16 protein-coding genes are annotated in these 17,290 nt (G+C 57.3%); 8 read left to right on the forward strand and 8 right to left on the reverse strand.

The genetic code is table 11. The features are described 5' to 3' along the window. Positions 1 to 26: 26 nt before the first annotated feature. Together ACQE3E_RS00915 and ACQE3E_RS00920 are read right to left on the reverse strand one after the other, a co-directional pair. Entirely contained in the window at positions 27 to 830 is an 804-nt protein-coding gene (locus ACQE3E_RS00915; protein ID WP_313729336.1) for an XdhC family protein, read from the reverse strand. After that, positions 809 to 1,402 carry a nucleotidyltransferase family protein gene (locus ACQE3E_RS00920; protein ID WP_313729335.1) on the reverse strand — a complete coding sequence of 198 codons (594 nt, stop codon included), beginning with the start codon at positions 1,400 to 1,402 and terminating at the stop codon, positions 809 to 811. Before ACQE3E_RS00920 ends, ACQE3E_RS00915 begins: the two co-directional genes overlap by 22 nt. Before the next feature lie 491 nt (positions 1,403 to 1,893). Here ACQE3E_RS00920 and ACQE3E_RS00925 point away from each other — a divergent pair, with 491 nt between their 5' ends. The 5 genes from ACQE3E_RS00925 (at position 1,894) to ACQE3E_RS00945 (ending at position 6,646) form a co-directional block, all read left to right on the forward strand. Continuing rightward, on the forward strand, positions 1,894 to 2,424 hold the full coding sequence (locus ACQE3E_RS00925) for a C40 family peptidase (RefSeq protein WP_427501146.1): 531 nt from the start codon (positions 1,894 to 1,896) through the stop codon (positions 2,422 to 2,424). A gap of 122 nt (positions 2,425 to 2,546) precedes the next feature. Beyond that, entirely contained in the window at positions 2,547 to 3,698 is a 1,152-nt protein-coding gene (locus ACQE3E_RS00930; RefSeq protein ID WP_313729333.1) for a DUF1624 domain-containing protein, read from the forward strand. 166 nt (positions 3,699 to 3,864) lie between these two features. Next, positions 3,865 to 4,674 (forward strand): sulfite exporter TauE/SafE family protein, encoded by an 810-nt coding sequence (locus tag ACQE3E_RS00935; protein WP_313729332.1) that lies wholly within the window; start codon positions 3,865 to 3,867, stop codon positions 4,672 to 4,674. Positions 4,675 to 4,801: 127 nt separating this feature from the next. Then, positions 4,802 to 6,103 (forward strand): NAD(P)/FAD-dependent oxidoreductase, encoded by a 1,302-nt coding sequence (locus ACQE3E_RS00940; protein ID WP_313729331.1) that lies wholly within the window; start codon positions 4,802 to 4,804, stop codon positions 6,101 to 6,103. Between the two features lie 21 nt (positions 6,104 to 6,124). Then, positions 6,125 to 6,646, forward strand: coding sequence for a YcxB family protein (locus ACQE3E_RS00945; RefSeq protein WP_064026382.1), 522 nt, complete (start codon positions 6,125 to 6,127; stop codon positions 6,644 to 6,646). Positions 6,647 to 6,701: 55 nt separating this feature from the next. Here ACQE3E_RS00945 and ACQE3E_RS00950 read toward each other — a convergent pair whose 3' ends face one another. The 3 genes from ACQE3E_RS00950 to ACQE3E_RS00960 are packed head-to-tail and all read right to left on the reverse strand — an operon-like array spanning position 6,702 to position 10,151. Further along, positions 6,702 to 8,336 carry a sensor domain-containing diguanylate cyclase gene (locus tag ACQE3E_RS00950; protein WP_313729330.1) on the reverse strand — a complete coding sequence of 545 codons (1,635 nt, stop codon included), beginning with the start codon at positions 8,334 to 8,336 and terminating at the stop codon, positions 6,702 to 6,704. A 19-nt stretch (positions 8,337 to 8,355) separates the two neighbouring features. Continuing rightward, complete coding sequence (locus tag ACQE3E_RS00955; protein WP_197471738.1) at positions 8,356 to 8,874, reverse strand: hypothetical protein; 519 nt, start codon at positions 8,872 to 8,874, stop codon at positions 8,356 to 8,358. Positions 8,875 to 8,894: 20 nt separating this feature from the next. Beyond that, complete coding sequence (locus tag ACQE3E_RS00960; RefSeq protein ID WP_313729329.1) at positions 8,895 to 10,151, reverse strand: hypothetical protein; 1,257 nt, start codon at positions 10,149 to 10,151, stop codon at positions 8,895 to 8,897. A gap of 623 nt (positions 10,152 to 10,774) precedes the next feature. On the opposite strand from ACQE3E_RS00960, the gene scpA reads away from it, so the two are divergent. Beyond that, positions 10,775 to 12,940, forward strand: coding sequence for a methylmalonyl-CoA mutase (gene scpA, locus ACQE3E_RS00965; protein ID WP_313729328.1), 2,166 nt, complete (start codon positions 10,775 to 10,777; stop codon positions 12,938 to 12,940). Positions 12,941 to 12,955: 15 nt separating this feature from the next. Continuing rightward, on the forward strand, positions 12,956 to 13,966 hold the full coding sequence (meaB, locus tag ACQE3E_RS00970; protein WP_071160164.1) for a methylmalonyl Co-A mutase-associated GTPase MeaB: 1,011 nt from the start codon (positions 12,956 to 12,958) through the stop codon (positions 13,964 to 13,966). A gap of 246 nt (positions 13,967 to 14,212) precedes the next feature. On the opposite strand, the gene ACQE3E_RS00975 is transcribed toward meaB, so the two are convergent. Together ACQE3E_RS00975 and ACQE3E_RS00980 are read right to left on the reverse strand one after the other, a co-directional pair. Continuing rightward, complete coding sequence (locus ACQE3E_RS00975; protein WP_313729327.1) at positions 14,213 to 15,274, reverse strand: helix-turn-helix domain-containing protein; 1,062 nt, start codon at positions 15,272 to 15,274, stop codon at positions 14,213 to 14,215. Between the two features lie 130 nt (positions 15,275 to 15,404). Further along, a complete protein-coding gene (locus tag ACQE3E_RS00980) occupies positions 15,405 to 15,575 on the reverse strand; it encodes a hypothetical protein (protein ID WP_313729326.1) in 171 nt (56 codons plus the stop codon). Between the two features lie 447 nt (positions 15,576 to 16,022). Between ACQE3E_RS00980 and ACQE3E_RS00985 the strand changes: the two genes are divergently transcribed. Further along, complete coding sequence (locus ACQE3E_RS00985) at positions 16,023 to 16,682, forward strand: hypothetical protein (protein ID WP_313729325.1); 660 nt, start codon at positions 16,023 to 16,025, stop codon at positions 16,680 to 16,682. Between the two features lie 58 nt (positions 16,683 to 16,740). Here ACQE3E_RS00985 and ACQE3E_RS00990 read toward each other — a convergent pair whose 3' ends face one another. Further along, complete coding sequence (locus tag ACQE3E_RS00990; protein ID WP_313729324.1) at positions 16,741 to 17,187, reverse strand: hypothetical protein; 447 nt, start codon at positions 17,185 to 17,187, stop codon at positions 16,741 to 16,743. Between the last annotated feature and the right edge of the window lie 103 nt (positions 17,188 to 17,290).

The following is a 17,290-nucleotide window of genomic DNA, read 5'->3' on the forward strand; positions in this document are numbered from 1 at the left end:
GGTTGTCGGCCGGTAAAGCGGCCGAATTAACCGGGCGGACTTGCCGGGAGGCCGCTCAACGGTACGCAACCCGCGCCCCGCCGAACCGCGACCATTTCGGCGACGATCGCCAGCGCGATTTCCTCGGGCGTTTTCGCGCCTAAATCCAGTCCGGCGGGCGCCCGGATACGCTTCAGGGAGGTTTCGTCCCAACCTTCGCCGGCCAAGCGCGAAATCACCAATTGCGCGCGTTTGCGGCTGGACACCAATGCGATGTAGCCGGCTTCGGAATTTAGGGCCTGGGTCAGCGCGTCGTAATCGCCTTTGTGGTGGGTGGCGACGACGACAAAATCGCCGGCAAACGGTTGCAATTGTTGATAGCGCTGATCGTCGGTAATCAGCCGGCAGGCGCCGGGGAAGCGTGTCGGCAAGGCCTGATGATCGTCAACGATGGCGTCGAAACCCAGGCGGCCGGCGAATTCGCACAAGGCCTCGACGATGCGGCCGTGGCCCAACAGCCAGGCGCGCGGTTTCGGCACCACCGGCTCGACGTAGACCCGCATACTGCCGCCGCAGGGCATGCCGGCGCCGAATACTTCGTCGGTCAGATCGACATCGATCACACAGGGTTCGCCGCTGGCCAGGGCTTTTAGCGCGGTATCGACCGCCATCGCCTGCGCGCAACCCCCGCCTATCCAGCCGGCCAGGACCTCGCCGGTTTCGCCGATCAGAGCCTTGGCGCCGGGTTTGGCCGACGACGAACCGAGAATTTCGACCACGGTGGCCAGGGCGTGCGGACGGCGGGCGTCGCGCAATTCAAGTTGCAAACTTAACAGATCGGGTTTTTGCATTGTCGGGGGAGTAAGTCTTCGGGCCTGTCGATGTCGCGGAAAATACCGGGGTCGTCGCAATCGAGCAGCATGAGTTGATGAAGATGGGCTTGGATGACCGATTTTGCGCCTTGATCGCCTTGCAATGCAATCAATTCAGGCGCCAATGCCGCGGCGAAACCGACCGGATGGCCGCGCCGGCCGTTGAACACCGGGGCAGCCACTAAGGCGCCGCCGCGCAAGGCCTCGGCGACTTTGATCACCGTACTCGGCAATATCCAGGGCATGTCGGCCAGTGCCACCAACCAGCCGGCGGCCGGCGAGGCCACCTGCACGCCGCGGGCCAAGCTGTGTCCCATGCCCAGGTCGGCATCGCGGCAAACCGCGACTTCGGCGCCGGCGGCTTGCAAACGGTCGGCCAAGGCCGGATTGTCCGGCCGAACCACCGTGACGACCCGATCGCAACCCTCCGCCAGATTCCGGTAGGCGCGTAGCGCAATAGGTTCTCCATCCGGCAGGCATTGACTCAATTTGTCGGCGCCGTAGCGGCGACTAGCGCCGGCGGCCAACAGAATTCCGACTATTTTCGGCATCGGCTAAAACATGCGGTTGAGTGTGGCGACATCGGGACGGGTGAAAAGCCTGGATTCGAGTTAAGCGTTACCGAACAGGGGAAACGGCGCGCCGGTGAGTCCGATTGCGAAGCGCGACTGATTTCAATGCCCGGCACTCGGCGATTTTTGCCTAGCCCGGACCGCCGGCGAACCTTAGCATCGACGCAACGGCGGCGCAATTGCCCGTTGGATTCTTCTCGCTGGCGCTTAATTCGTGTTTGTCGGACTCTCGATAGTGCGGGTCAATTTGGCGGGGGGCGCTTTCGCGTTATTACGGGGGGCAACTCATAGGCCACGGGTGGACCGATGTTTACCTTCGCGGCTAACGTCGTTCCGGCGCTCGTCTGTGTATTTTTCGGTGCAAAACGTCGTTTTCCGTCGGTTGGGACTCTGCGCTGACATACTAAGCCTGGGCGGACAACGGGCAGGCCGACTATAATTGGCCCAACTTCGTCTTGAAAACCGCACCGATGCTCAAGCTCAGTTTTTCGCCAGCGATATTGCCGATAGCGCTATTGGCCGCGTTGCTGGCCGGTTGCGCCGGCGACGACAAGAAGGCGCTGAATATCGCCCCGCAAGCAATACCGGCCGACGCGCCCAAGGTGGTCGCCGAGGCCTTGCAATTGCAGGGGCGGCCTTACGTTTACGGTGGAGCTTCGCCCAGCCAGGGCTTCGATTGCAGCGGCTTGGTGTATTACGTCTATAACCGCCAAGGTTTGCGTCTGCCGCGCGATACCTTTTCGTTGGCCACCCAGTTGCCGGCCGTCCATCCGGAGCAGCGCCGGCCGGGCGATCTGTTGTTTTTCAATACCGACAAGCCCTACTCCCACGTCGGCATTTATGTCGGCGACGACCGCTTCGTGCATGCCCCCAGTAGTCGGACTGGTCGGGTCATGGTGTCCGATTTGAATCAACCGTATTGGCGGGAGCGCTTCATCGGCGTGCGCCGGCCGCCCAGCCAGCCCGCGCTATCGATGAACGAAGCTTGTTTCGGCGGCTAATATTGGCGGCCGGCGCGCCCGTTTCTAGCGATAGTACGATCAGGTTAGGAACAATCCTCCGCCAGTCGAGCCCAAATCCGGCCGCGCACCGTTAAACGCAGCCGTTAAACAAGTACAAGGCTATGAATCAACGCATTCCTGCTCTCGATAATCTGCGCGGTCTGGTGATGGTACTGATGACTCTGGACCATACCCGCGACTTCTTCAGCAACGCCCATTTCGATCCTACCGACCTGGACAAAACCTCCCCGGCCCTGTTCATGACGCGCTGGATCACCCATTTTTGCGCGGCGGTGTTCGTGTTCCTGGCCGGCACCAGCGCTTATCTGTGGGCGACCAAACGCGGTCCGGACGCGCCGCTCGGCGAATTTCTGGTCAAACGCGGCCTGCTGTTAGTCGTGTTGGTGGCGACCGTCGAAGCCTTTGCCTGGAATTTCCGGGCCGACTTGCGCCAGCTCGACGCTGGCGTTTTGTGGGCGATCGGCTGGTCGATGATCGCGTTGGCCGGCCTGGTCAAACTACCGCTGGCTTGGCTGGTGGCGTTCGGCGGTTTCATGGTGGCGACCCACAATCTGTTCGACGGGATTAAACCGGAACACTTGGGCGGGTTCGGCCCGTGGTGGGCGGTGTTACATACCGGTGACGACATCGATTTCGGCGCCGGTTGGAAACTGAATCCCTATTATCCGCTGGTACCGTGGATCGGCGTGATGGCGCTGGGTTATGGCTTCGGCGGACTGATCAGCAGTCCGGGCTGGCAAAGCGGTCGGCGGCTGGCCGGATTGGGCGCCGCGCTGATTCTGGGATTTATCGCGCTGCGCTACAGCAATTTTTACGGCGATCCCAAACCCTGGCGAAGCTACCCCGACTCGACATTTACGCTGCTGTCGTTTATCAATTGCCATAAATACCCGCCGTCCTTGCTGTACTTGCTGATGACCTTGGGTCCGGCCATGCTGTTTCTGGCAGCCAGCAGCGGTCGGCTGTTGCCGATTTTGCCGGTGTTCGGTAAGACCCCGCTATTTTACTATTTGATCCATCTTTACCTGATACACGGTTTGGCGGTGCTCATCGCCTATTGGACCGACGGTCCGGTCGCTGCCATCGCCGGCGGCGGCATTTGGCGGAAAGACTTGCCGGCGGACTACGGCTACGGGTTGCCCGGCGTTTACGCGATTTGGCTGCTGGTGTTGCTGATGCTGTATCCGGTCTGCCGCTGGTTCGAAGCCTTCAAGGCGGCGCGTCCGGATTGGCGGTGGCTGCGCTATTTGTAGCGCGCTGCGAAGGCTAATTCGCCTCGACGACCACCGCCGTCAAGTCTTGCACTTCAAAGCGCTTGGCGGCCGCGCGCGACACAGCGTTCACCCGTGGCGCCGAACGAAAGATCGGCCACGACTACCTAATTTCTACAACAACCGGCTCGGCCGAAAGAGGAACTTCTTGCTGGAACTCGACTGGATTGCGGCCTACCTGGGCCTGGGGGTGGCGGTCGGCTTTTTTGCCGGCTTGCTAGGTATCGGCGGCGGCGGCATTATGGTGCCGGTGTTGACCACTTTGTTCGCAATGCAAAACTTCGGCGCGGCTCACTTGGTACACATGGCGCTGGCAACTTCGATGGCGGCCATCATCGTGACGTCGATCGCCAGCCTACGGGCTCACCATCGGCATGGGGCGGTGATTTGGCCGGTGGTATGGACGCTCTCGCCCGGCATTATCGCCGGCACCTTCGCGGCGGCGTTCGTTGCCGCGTTGATTCCAAACCGACCGTTAGCCCTGTTTTTCGTGGTGTTCATGGCTTATGTGTCGCTGCAAATGGTGCTCAACGTTCGCCCCAAGCCCAGTCGACAGCTGCCGGGCGCTACGGGTTTAAGCCTGGTTGGCCTGTTGATCGGCGCGGTGTCGGCGCTGGTGGCGATCGGCGGCGGTTCTTTGACCGTGCCGTTTCTAAGCTGGTGCAACGTGCGCATCCAGAATGCGATCGGCACCTCCGCGGCGGTCGGCCTGCCGTTGTCGCTGGCCGGCACTTTGGGCTACATGGCCAGCGGTTGGCGGGTCGAAGGCCTGCCGGCCCATAGTTTCGGCTACATCTATTTGCCGGCGGTGGCGGCGATTGCGCTAGTCAGCGTGGTGACCGCGCCATTGGGCGCCAGACTGGCCCATCGCCTGCCGGTACCGGCCTTGAAAAAACTGTTCGCGCTGTTGTTGTTGCTGCTGTCCGCCAAGATGCTGCACACCGTCTACGACGCCTGAAACCCGGCCGGGAAAATCGGCGGGCGGCCGAGCGCGATTGGTTATAATGCCGGACAACGGAATGCACTATAAAGTGGAGGGATTTCATCCATGCCGCGCCGCGGCTATTGACTGGGGAAGAATATAAATGGCTGATGAACTACATAAAATCCTGATCGTCGGCGGCGGTGCCGCCGGTCTGGAGCTGGCGACCGAACTCGGGAAAAAACTCGGCAAGTCCGGCCAGGCGGAGATCACGCTACTGGATGCCACTTCGACTCACATCTGGAAGCCGTTGCTGCACGAAGTCGCCTCCGGCACCTTGGCCGAAGCCGAGGAAATCGAATACATGGCTCAGGCCCACCGCAACCATTTCCGTTTCCTGTTCGGCCGCATGGAAGGCCTGGATAGAGCAAACAAGGAAATCGTCGTTGGGGCAATCACCAACAAGAAGGGCGAAGAGATCATTCCGCAGCGCCGCTTCAAATACGACACCTTGGTGATGGCGGTAGGTAGCGTCAGCAACACCTTCGGCATCAAGGGCGTCGACCAGCACTGCATGTTCATCGACACCACTACCCAAGCCTATCGCTTTCAGCGGCAGTTGGTGGAAACCTATTACATCCAGTCTTACGCCAACCAAAGCAGGCAACGCGACAAGCCGCTGTCCATCGTCATCGTCGGCGCCGGTGCCACCGGCGTGGAGTTGTCCGCCGAATTGCACGAGGTCACTAAACTGCTGGCGACTTACGGCCTGGAAGGCTCGATAGAAGTCAACATCACCATCATCGAAGCCGCCACCCAATTGCTGCCAGCCTTGCCGCCGCGTTTGTCGCAAGCCACCCAAGACCAATTGCTCAAGTTGGGCATCCAGTTGAAGCTGGGCCGCAAAGTCACCGAAGTCACCGAGACCGAAGTGCATACCTACGACGGCGAGGTGTTCGACGCCGATCTGAAAGTCTGGGCCGCCGGTATCAAGGCGCCGGACTGGATGAAAAGTCTGGACGGTTTGGAAACCAACCACATCAACCAGCTGGTGGTGGATCAAACCCTGCAAACCAGCGATCCCGACGTATTCGCGATCGGCGACTGCGCCGCCTGCGCCTGGGCCGACCATGCCGGTAACGTGCCGCCGCGCGCTCAGGCCGCCCATCAAATGGCCTCGGCCGTTGCCAAGACCATCGTCAACCGTCTGAACGGCAAGGCGCCGGTTAAATTCGTTTACCACGATTACGGCTCGCTGGTGTCGCTAGGTAAATTCAGCACGGTCGGTTCGTTGATGGGCAGCCTGATGGGTACGGTCAGCGTCGGCGGTTTTATCGCCTATGTGGTGTATTTGTCGCTGTACAAAATGCACCAAGTGGCGATTCATGGCTATTTCCGCACCGCGATGCTAACCCTGTCCAACCTGTTCCGGCGCAGTACCCACGCCAAAATCAAGATGCACTAATCCACCCGACGAGCGAGCGCAATGTTAGAAATCGAATACGAATTCCGCGAGGAAGACCTGGTTCACTTCAACGAACTCAGGCTGAAAAGCGATCCGGAAATGCAAAAGAAAATCCGCAACAACCGCCTGTTCGCCCCCGGCGTGATGATGGCGATCGGTTTGTTTTACTACGTGTACTACGTGGATATGATGACCACCGCCTACATCACGATCTTGGCGCTGGGTTGGGCGTTTGCGTCGCCTTTCATCATGAAAATCGACATGCGCCGCCAATTCTTCAATAAATACACCGAGGCCGAGAAAAAAGCCATGTTCGGCATCCACCATCTGACGGCGGAGCCGGAGTTCTTGCGGGAAACCTCGCCGGGCGGCAAGCACAAGACGCTGTGGAAAGACATGCTGCGCGTCGAGCGCCATAAGGATTACGTCTACATTTACGTCGATTTCGACGCCGCCATCGTCATCCCCCGCGCAACCGTCAAAAAGGGCGACCTTAAGGTGTTCGCCAAGCAGGTGGAAGGCTTGATCGAGCGCGCCAGCTGAGCTTTTGCCAGCCCGATAGGCTTTGGCCGCGACTTCGCCCAGCCAACCGCTTGTCTCAAGACGTCAATTGGTCTCTCCGCATCGGCGATGGAACGCTGATGCAAAAGTCGTTTTTGCCGGCGAGCTTGACCTGATACATCGCTTTGTCGGCATGATCGATCAACTGGGCAATCGACAAATGGGCGTGCTCCGGTCCGCTGGCGCAGATGCCTATGCTAACGCCGATATTCGCGTTTCGGCCCTGATTCAACGGGATGTCTTGCAGCAGTAAGCGGATTGTTTTTTGTGCTATCCGGCTTAAGTCGGCTTGGTTGATCGCCGGTTTGCAGATTAAAGCGGCCAGAAATTCGTCTCCGCCCAGCCTAACCAGAATATCGTTTGCCCGAAAACAAGCCAATAAGCGCTCGGCTACCGCTATCAGAACGGTATCGCCGGCTTCGTGGCCGTAGTTATCGTTGATCGGTTTGAAATTATCCAAGTCCATCAGGAAAATCGCGAAGCCGCAGGCTTCTTGCAGGGCCAGATCGCGCATCAGATTAAGGCGGGTTTCCAGGCCATTGCGATTGAACAGCTTGGTCAATGGGTCGCGCTCCGCTTTAAAACGCGTTTGCAGTTCTTCAATCTTTCGTTCCGTGATATCGATTACGATCATTTGCACGAAAGCGCTGCCTTCGAATTCCGACGTTTCGCTCACCCTGGCTTTTGAAAACAGGCATTGAGCCCAACGCGGCCCATCTTGGTCGTCTGTAGTCACCAATTCGAATTCGCCGTTCGTCAACTCGCCGGCGGTTAGCGTGTCGAATACGATACGATTAATTTGGCGGGCATCCTTGAAAAATTGCTCTACGCGGGCCGGACCTTCGGGCGCCGCGTCCAGACGCAACACCTCACGGCAAACCGGGTTGTGCAAAATGACATCGCCGTGTTCGTTCAGCACGCAAATACCGACGCTGGCATTCTCGAACAGCAGTCGAAAACGTTGTTCAAGCTTTTCGAGCTGCTCGCGCAACTCACGTTCGGAATGAATACGGAAATGCGAAATATCCAACAGGAAATTGATGTCGGCGATCAAGTGGCCAATTTCGTCCTTTCGGTGGCTAAGCGGACAGTGCAAGCGTTTCGTGCCGCTTGGGTCGATACGGTTCAGTGTGGATGCCACCGTTTTGATGGTGCGCACGAAGATTTGCTGGATAGCCAGCATGATGATCAGCGCCACGATCAACGTGTACGACGACAGGAGTAGCGCCTGATTTCGAGCGATCAGCTTGGCATTGCGCTCGATAACGTCGTGTTTGGGGAAAATTTGCAGCACACCGACTTTCTCGCCCGGACTGAATGGAGAATCCAGGTCGAGCGCTAACGGCGCTTCGCCGAGAGCATCATTCAGCGGTTTATGGTCATTGGTCGAATGCCAACCGCTTTGACTTTTCAGCAAGACGCCGGCTACGACTTCGTTATTCATTAAACCGCCGATAACGTCGTCCGCAATCTCTTGGTTATCCAGGTAAGCCGCGATCTGCGCGCTTTTTTCGACGGTTTTGGCTAATTCCATGATTCTGGCGTAAGCCTTATTGCGCTCTTGCCGCAACGTATCGGTATAGGACACCGCCGAGCCGACCCCCGCGACCAACAGCGCAAAAAAACTGATGACCAGCGTAATCCGTACCGAAAGTTTCTTAAAGGTGATCATGAGTTAGGCGAGTGAGTCGTCAGTCGGCCGGTTTTAGACGATATACGACTTTGCAACAGCCGTCATAGTCCCGGCCGTCGACATAACCGATGGCATCGGCGTTTTCCTTGACCGCCGACAACACCGCGGCCGGACTGGGCAGCATTTTCGGCGGCGTGGCGTTGCCGGTGAACAGCAGTCGCGCCCAATAGGCATTGACTTGGGGAACGGATTTGCCGACCAATTGTTGATAAAAATGCGCGCGGGTCGGGGAGTCCTGCGCCAGATCGATCGTAAACACGGCTTTGCCGCTGTGGAAATTCTGCTGGCGTCCCATGAAGAAGTCGATCACTTGGTTGCGGCTAAACTCCATGGCCTGATTGGTTTGATTGACCACCACCAAAACCTCCTCGCCGCAACATGCGGGTTGCCCGTGTAGCGTCGCCAACGGAATCAGAAAAATATAGGGATTCAAGAAACGGCGCTTGCCGGCCGGCAGCGCTTCCGAAGGGCTGACCCGCCTTGCATCGCTACGATTGGTGCCTCGGAAACGTCTCATGTTCAAACGGCCCGCCATCATTAAAAAGACCAATTCATGCTGAGCGAAAACAAATCGACATCTAAATCCGGCGTCGAAATCTCACGGCTGCCGTTCAGCCAAAGACTGGAAGAGTTAGCGGCGACATGACTGTGGTCCCATTGAATCTTGGCGGCCAAATTGGGCGCGAAATCCCAGCGGGCACCCAAACTGATGGTCTCCTGATTGATCCTATACTCTTGCATGGCTACCGATGTGGCGGCATACAGTTGGTCTTGCAACGGACCCGAGATTTCCGGCGGTACGACCGCTTTTGACTCGCCGCTCGGTCTGGCGATGCTGAACAAGAGATAGGGGGTAATGTCGCCGATGTGTCGGCCAATACTGAAGTAACCGCTGAATTGGCTTTGTATTTCGGGCACGCCGGAATCGAGATAACCAAACTCGCTTTGAATGCTCCATTCGTTGGCGTTATAGGCGGCGCCTATTGAGTAAAAGCCAATGCCTTTACCAACCTTGTTGAGTTGCGCGGCGTAATCGGCCGCATTGCTCCAGACGGTTTTCACTCCAGGGCCGGTGAGCCCTTGGAGCAGCTGCGAGATTCCCGCGAAGTTTTTATCGAAAATGGTATAGGTGGCGCCGAGGGACAACTGCCAGTCCTCATCTTCGTAACTGAATTTGCCACCGAATATCGGCGAAAGCGCCAAGGTGTTTTTTGAAACGGTATCGAGCTGAAAGATCGGAAACGAATGCGAGTAACTACCGGCAAACGCTTTCGCTTGAAAAAAACCCTGCGCGAGCGGTACGCGCCAAGCCAGGTCCACGCCATCAAAGTTTTGGTTAATCAAGGAGCCGTAAAATTCCGTGGGCGGCCTTTCCCACAAATAGGCGTAACCGACATTGCGGTAATCGGATAGCAGATAAACATCCAGCCCCAAGCGTCCCGCGCGCACGGTGAAGTTGCGGCTGGGTTGCCAGCGCAGCAAGCCCCAAAATAAGTTTTCGTTCAATGAGTTGTACGATCTGTCCTTAATCAGGAACTGCACCATTGCATCCCATTCGTCGGTAAATTTGGCGCTGGCCTGAATACCGAGTTGGGTGCTAGATCTCCACGACCAATGACCGTCGAAGGTGTTCGGTTGATCGGTCGATGTTTGTAAATACAGGATGTCGCTGCTGTCGTAAACAACGCCTAAGGTACCAAAACTGCTCAGGCGTAATTTTCCATCCTCCGTGGAAAAAAAGTCCGCACGAACGGTTCGCACGCTCAATAGAATCGGCAGACTACACACAAACAATGAAATTATCCGCTTCACGACGCACTCCGAATGCCTAGGGCAATGGCGTTAAGTTAACAAAATCAAATCATGTCGCATTTCATAAGTTATTGAAAAATATTTGAATAAAACATTATAGAGGCGTCAGTGCCAGTGCCGGAACTGTCGGAAACCGATGGATCACTGGATTAGCGCATTGAGATTACGAAGCCTACCGTCAACCGTCAAATCGACTCTTACGGTATACATTGTCAACGTCCGCACGGTATTCAGAGCGTTTGGAAGGCGATTTCAGCACAACCGAGTCGTTTGCAGATTCAACAAGTGTAGACGTTACGCGTTAATGATAGAACGAAACCGGATAGGCAGCTTATTGTTGTATGGCGTCTTCAATGAATAGGCCCAAAACAACCTCTCGACCTGTCTTGCTTCAACGCATTGGGTCGCGATCAAGAGCGCCGGCTTTGCGAGCAGGTTCTATCGCTCAAGGCTTCCGGAATTCGGATTGGCGTGACCTGCCTAACTCAGCTTCTTGTATTTTTCCGGACTATCTTTAACCGAATATAATCGATAAAGTGGCGCCGGTTCTACACGAGCGTCTGGCCGATCGGGCATGCAATCACCTCTTGGAAGTAGCAAAGCAGATGAAAAATTATCCTGAAGTAAAGATTCCTTCCCTGGATGCCTGGGCCAAGGCGGCCGCGAAATCCGCGCCGGGCGGCGCGGTCGAGAACCTGACCTGGACGACGCCGGAGGGGCTGTCCGTCAAGCCGCTCTACACCAAGGCCGACACCGAAAACCTGCCGTTCGCCGATACCCTGCCGGGATTCGAACCGTTTTTGCGCGGCCCGCAAGCGACGATGTATGCGGCGCGGCCCTGGACCATCCGCCAATACGCCGGCTTTTCGACCGCCGAGGAATCCAACGCCTTTTACTGTAAGGCCTTGGCGGCCGGCGGCCAGGGCATCTCGGTGGCCTTCGACCTGGCCACCCATCGCGGTTACGACTCCGACCATCCGCGGGTGACCGGCGATGTCGGCAAGGCCGGTGTGGCGATCGATTCGGTCGAAGACATGAAAATTCTGTTCGACGGCATTCCGCTGGACAAAGTCTCGGTGTCGATGACGATGAACGGTGCGGTGTTGCCGGTGCTGGCCGGCTACGTGGTCGCCGCCGAGGAGCAGGGCGTGTCGATGGCACAATTGTCAGGGACCATCCAGAACGACATCCTCAAGGAGTTCATGGTCCGCAATACCTATATCTACCCGCCGACGCCGTCGATGAAGATTATCGCCGACATCATCGCCTACACGGCCAAGCACATGCCCAAGTTCAACTCGATCTCGATCTCGGGGTACCACATGCAGGAGGCTGGCGCGACCCAGGCCTTGGAACTGGCGTTTACCTTGGCCGACGGCCTTGAGTATGTAAAAACCGCGATTGCCTCGGGCATGGACGTGGACGATTTCGCCGGCCGGCTAAGTTTCTTTTTCGCGATCGGCATGAACTTCTACCTTGAGGTCGCCAAGCTGCGCGCGGCGCGTTTGTTGTGGTGGCGGATCATGAAGGCGTTTGAACCCAAGAATCCCAAATCAATGATGCTGCGTACCCATAGCCAAACCTCGGGCTGGTCGCTGGCCGAGCAGGACCCTTACAACAATGTGGTACGAACCACGATAGAGGCGATGGCGGCGGTATTCGGCGGCACCCAGTCGCTGCATACCAACGCGCTCGACGAGGCCATCGCCCTGCCCACCGAATTCTCGGCGCGGATCGCCCGCAACACTCAGTTGATCATCCAGGAAGAGACCCACATCACCAAGGTTATCGATCCTTGGGCCGGCTCGTACATGATGGAATCGCTGACCCAGGACATTGCAGACAAGGCTTGGGCCATCATCGAAGAAGTCCAGGCGATGGGCGGCATGACCAAGGCGGTCGAGACGGGCTGGGCCAAGCTGCAAATCGAAAAATGCGCCACCCAAAAGCAAGCCAATATCGATTCGGGTCGAGACGTGATTGTCGGCGTTAACAAATACAAACTGCCTCGGCAAGACGCCATCGATATTCTGAACGTCGATAACCACGCGGTCCGCGACGCGCAGGTGGCGCGTCTGGCCGAGATTCGCGCCAGCCGCGACGCCGGAGCGGTTCAGGTGGCGCTGGCCGCTTTGAGCGACTGCGCGAAAAGCGGCGACGGTAATCTGCTCGACCTGGCCATCAAGGCTATTCGCCTGCGCGCCACGGTCGGCGAAATCTCCGAAGCGCTCGAACAGGTCTGGGGCCGCCATCGCGCCAGCAATCAGGTCGTGACCGGCGTGTACGGCGCGGCCTTCGAGGCCGATCAGGAGTGGACGCAACTTAAGGAACAGGTCAACGATTTTGCGGCCGCCGAAGGTCGCCGGCCGCGCATCATGATCGCCAAATTAGGCCAAGACGGCCACGACCGCGGCGCTAAGGTCGTCGCGACCGCCTTCGCCGATCTGGGCTTCGACGTCGATATCGCGCCGCTGTTTCAGACGCCGGAAGAAGTCGCCCGCCAAGCCATCGAAAACGACGTGCACGCGATCGGCGTATCGACGCTGGCGGCCGGCCATAAAACGTTGGTGCCGGCGCTGATCGACATTTTGGCCGGGCAGGGCGCCGGCGATATCATCGTCTTCGTCGGCGGCGTGATTCCAGCCCAGGACTACGAGTTTTTGTTCGCCGCCGGCGCCAAGGGCGTGTTCGGACCCGGCACGCCGATTCCGCAATGCGCGCGGGATGTGTTGAACGCCATCCAAGCGGCGCAAGCGCCGACGGCATCCTGATCCGGGGCCAACAGCATGCCGGTTCTACCGAATTTCCAACTCAACCGCGAAGACCAAGCGCTGGTCGGTGCCGTGCTCGCCGGTCAGCGCCGCGCCTTGGCCAAGACGATTACCCTGATCGAGTCGACCCGTAGCGACCATCGCCAGCGGGCAGGGACCCTGTTGCATGCCCTGCTGCCGAACAGCGGCAACTCGATTCGGCTCGGCATTTCCGGCACGCCGGGCGTCGGTAAATCCACGTTTATCGAGGCACTCGGCTTGCACCTGATCGAACAGGGGCATCGGGTCGCGGTGCTGGCGGTCGATCCGTCATCCTCGCGCTCCGGCGGTTCCATTCTCGGCGACAAAACCCGGATGGAATTATTGTCCGCACGCGACGAAGCCTTCATTCGCCCATCGCCTTCATCCGGGTCGCTGGGCGGCGTCGCCGCTTCGACGCGAGAAGCCATGCTGGTTTGCGAAGCGGCGGGCTTCGATGTGATCATCGTCGAAACCGTTGGTGTTGGTCAGAGCGAGACAGCGGTCGCCGGCATGACCGATGCGTTCTGCCTATTACAGCAACCTAACGCGGGCGACGATCTGCAGGCGATGAAAAAAGGTATCGTCGAACTGGCTGACATTTTCGTCGTCAACAAGGCCGATCTCGATCCCGTGGCGGCCGACCTGACCGCAGGCCAAATCACGGGGGCGCTGACACTGCTGCGGCCAAGCGCCGCGCGCTGGCAGCCGCCGGTACTGAAAGTCAGTGCGGCTTTGGGTGAAGGTATCGGCAATTTCTGGCAACAACTCGGCCTCTTTCGCCAGACCGTCGGCGAAACCGGCGAATTGGCCGCTAAACGCAGGCATCAGTCGTTATCCTGGATGTGGGCGCTGATCGAGTCCGGCCTCCAGGAACGCTTTCGAGAAAACCCCGGCGTCCGGGCCGCCATGCCGGATTTAAGCGCCGCCGTCGAAAACGGCAGCGTATCGCCTACGCTGGCTGCGCACCGTTTGCTCGAACTGATGGGCGATACTACCGGGATTTAGCCCGAACGCTGGGCGACAATAAGGCAAAAGGGGCATGCCGGTTAGCCGATAGCAGGCATTAAAATAGCGCACATACTACCTGCCCAAGGTTTGCATCATACGACTGGCCGCATTTTCGGCTCGAGGTGTGCTGAGCAGATGAACATCGTTAGTCATCAACGCCCAGGCAGAAATATCGACCTCAGTTTTTCGACGCCAATTGGTGCATCCTTACGCTGCGGGAACTGCGAATAAATCTGCGGTAACTTAGTTGGATGGCTTGCCGTCGGTTAGCGGGTGCAAGGAGGATTTCTCGGTGTTACCGGCTTCGGTTGTTTGGGAGTCAAGGTTGTTTTGAAGCGCGCGCCGCGCCCGAAAGGCGCCCGGCGGCTCTTGGAATTGCTGACGGAATTGGCGATAAAAGTAAGACAGATCGTTAAACCCGGATTGGAAGGCGATCGCAGCGATATCAAAGTGGCGGAACTTAGGGTCGGCCAGCAGCCGGCATGCCCGGGCAATTCTTAGTCGATTAAGAATCTGAGTAACACTTTCTCCGGTTTCATTCAGCAGATCGAACAAATACCTCCGGGATATTCTCAATTCGCCGGCGATTTGCGCCGCATTCAGCCCTGGCTCACTAAAGTGCTTTTCCAGATATCGAATGACGGCCGCTTGCCGGGCCGCCCGCACCCCTCCGGAATGGGACTCCTTAACCACCTCGTCGTTACAAAGAAAAGCGATGAGATCGACAATATGATTCCCCACTAGTTCGCCTAGGCTAGGATCTTGAGCGACGCCCCCCCGGTCTAGCATTTGCAGGTAATTTCTTAACAACTCTATGCCCTCCGAGTTGCAAAGAGGAGTCATAACCAGGCGTTCGGCTTTCGGTACCCGTTTGGTCAATTCTGATCTGGAAATGCGCAAGCTCAAGAGTTCCTGGTATCCCTCGGGCGAGTCTGGTCCGAACCCGCCGTCGAGAACTTTGGTCGAATCAACTAAGCCGGCGGTGCTTCGATTGATCAACAGTCGCCGCTGTCCTTGCATAACCTCCCAGATACCGGCTACGCATACCGATAGGCCTAGGTAATCGTCTAACCCGTCTCCGGAAATGAGTTCACGAGTACGGCGAAAACGCACCGCGGTACTAGTATGCGCCGCCAAGTTCACGTGGCCGAAGGAATGAAACCGTGTTTGGTTGAAAAAAGGCCGCGAATCGGCGTGTTCGACATCGAATCCAGCAATTTTTCTGGCAAACATTTCGCGCCAAATGTCGACCCGGTCTTTATCCGGGAAATCAGTGCTGGAAAAGATGAATGCAGCGTTAGTCATAGGCCCAAATTCATTTTACTTTTTGATGGATGCGATCGATGGCCTGAAACCAACATCGAACGCCAGGGAAATAAAGAGGTCGGAGAAAAATAAAATATCATCCAGCTACTTGTCCGACTTATCTTTTTGCTCATCTACTGGTCGTCCCGATTTTTTTGCCGTTAACAGGCTGTTGAAATTTAAAAAACTGCTCCACTTTTGCCTCCAAAAACGCATTTTCCGCAAAATAAAGTTTTGTAAGTCCCTGATTGTTTGTCACAGCTAAATGACTTTTAGCGACAAATTGGAAGATTTTTTCCACCGAGTTTCTTTTTCAACAACCTGTTAGACGCAAGCTAAGTTAGTCCCCGCCAAGTAACATGTCGAGTGAAGAAATACCTTGAGGTCGTCTAGGAGAAACGGGCTCCGCTTCCTGATGGCGACTCAAGCTTCAATTCGTCATGGCGAGCGTATCGGGTCGATTTGAACGAGTGTTTTCGCTGAATGAATTCGAAGCAGTGATCGGTGTCGCGGAGAACGAACCGCGAGTTGGACCGCGTTAAAATTTTTTTAGGGGCATTGAACCTTAGCGTTGCTCCGGGGATATACCAACGAGCGGCACCGGTGCTCCGACCACCCCCTATTCGGTAGCTGCGCCATGCCGCTCGGTTATACGGTCTATATTCCTTGTAAACCGCAATCGCACCCGGAGGGAACTTAGTTTCCCGCCGGGTGCTTCCATCGGATATCAGCAACAGAGGATAGGTGTATGAGAATCAACACAGCGAAACATTGGGTATTCGTCGCGATCATCGCCGCCGCGCAGCCGGCGCAAGCCGTCGCGGTCAGCGACGCGATCGGCGATTATGTCGCCGGATACAACGGCAGTACGGCGGGCGACTTGGATGTGGTGTCGGCGTCGGTCAGTTACGATCAGGCCACCGCGACTTTCCGTTTGGATAGTACGTTCAATGCCGACATCGGTTCGTCGCCGAGCGGTTTTTATATTTGGGGCTTCAATCGCGGCGGCGGTACCGCGCTTTTCGAATCTAACGGTCTGAAGAATATTTTGTTCGATTCGGTCGTGCGCTTGAACAACGACGGCACCGGCTTGGTAACCTTGATCGCGCCGTCGTTCAGCACGACGAACCTCGCTCCGGGCTCGGTGACGATCACCGGTAATCATATGGTTGCCGAGATTGCATCGGGTCTGTTGCCGTCGACCGGTTTCGCGCCGGAAAGTTTTACCTGGAACCTGTGGCCGCGCGACGGCGCGGTTGCCGCCGGCTTCACCCAGATTTCCGATTTTGCCCCGGACACCTTCAACGTTGGCGTACAGGTCGTACCCCTGCCAAACGCGGCTTGGTTGTTCGGTTCGATGCTGGGCTTGATGGGGTTGCGCCGCAACCGCCGCGCGGCTGGACGGTAAATTCGCCGGGCTCTTGGCTCTTGCAATCGGGCCGGAACGGCCCGATTGCAAGGCTTTGCTAGCTGTCGTCCTGAATGATCGAAATCAACAGTTCGTTGAAGGTATGGATTGGGGAACCGGTTCCCACCGTATCCACGACGGTCGCCAACAGGCGGTTCACCGCGCCGAGCAGCTTTTCCAGGATTTTATGGCCGCCGACCAGTTCGATGCCGTAGAGCATGAACTCCTCGGTAAAATGATTGATGACTTTCAGCTTCAAATGCAGCGGACTGCCGAGCAAACCGTGCGTCAACAAGGTGTTGGTGTCGGCGCGTTGAATCGCGTCTTTCAATGCGTAAAAGTGAGGGTCCAGTTCGCGCCACGCCCGTTTGTAATCGTCGCGGAATTTGGGCAAAAAATACTGGTCCGCGCCGATCAAGTCGCCGAGCAGCTTTTGTAAGGTATCGACGAAGTGGAGTAGATTTTTCCTGTCGTCGTCGCTCACGCCGAATTCGAGTTTTTCCATGCCGTATCCAATGCCAGGGGTTCCGCGCGGCGCGCGCCAAGGCGCTGGCCCGCAAAAGTTCACTGCCCGGCGCGGTTTCGGGCGGTTATTGCTTGGATAATAG

Origin of the sequence: Methylomonas sp. MED-D (genome assembly GCF_050276835.1) — a bacterium.
GTDB classification, from domain to species: domain Bacteria; phylum Pseudomonadota; class Gammaproteobacteria; order Methylococcales; family Methylomonadaceae; genus Methylomonas; species Methylomonas koyamae_A.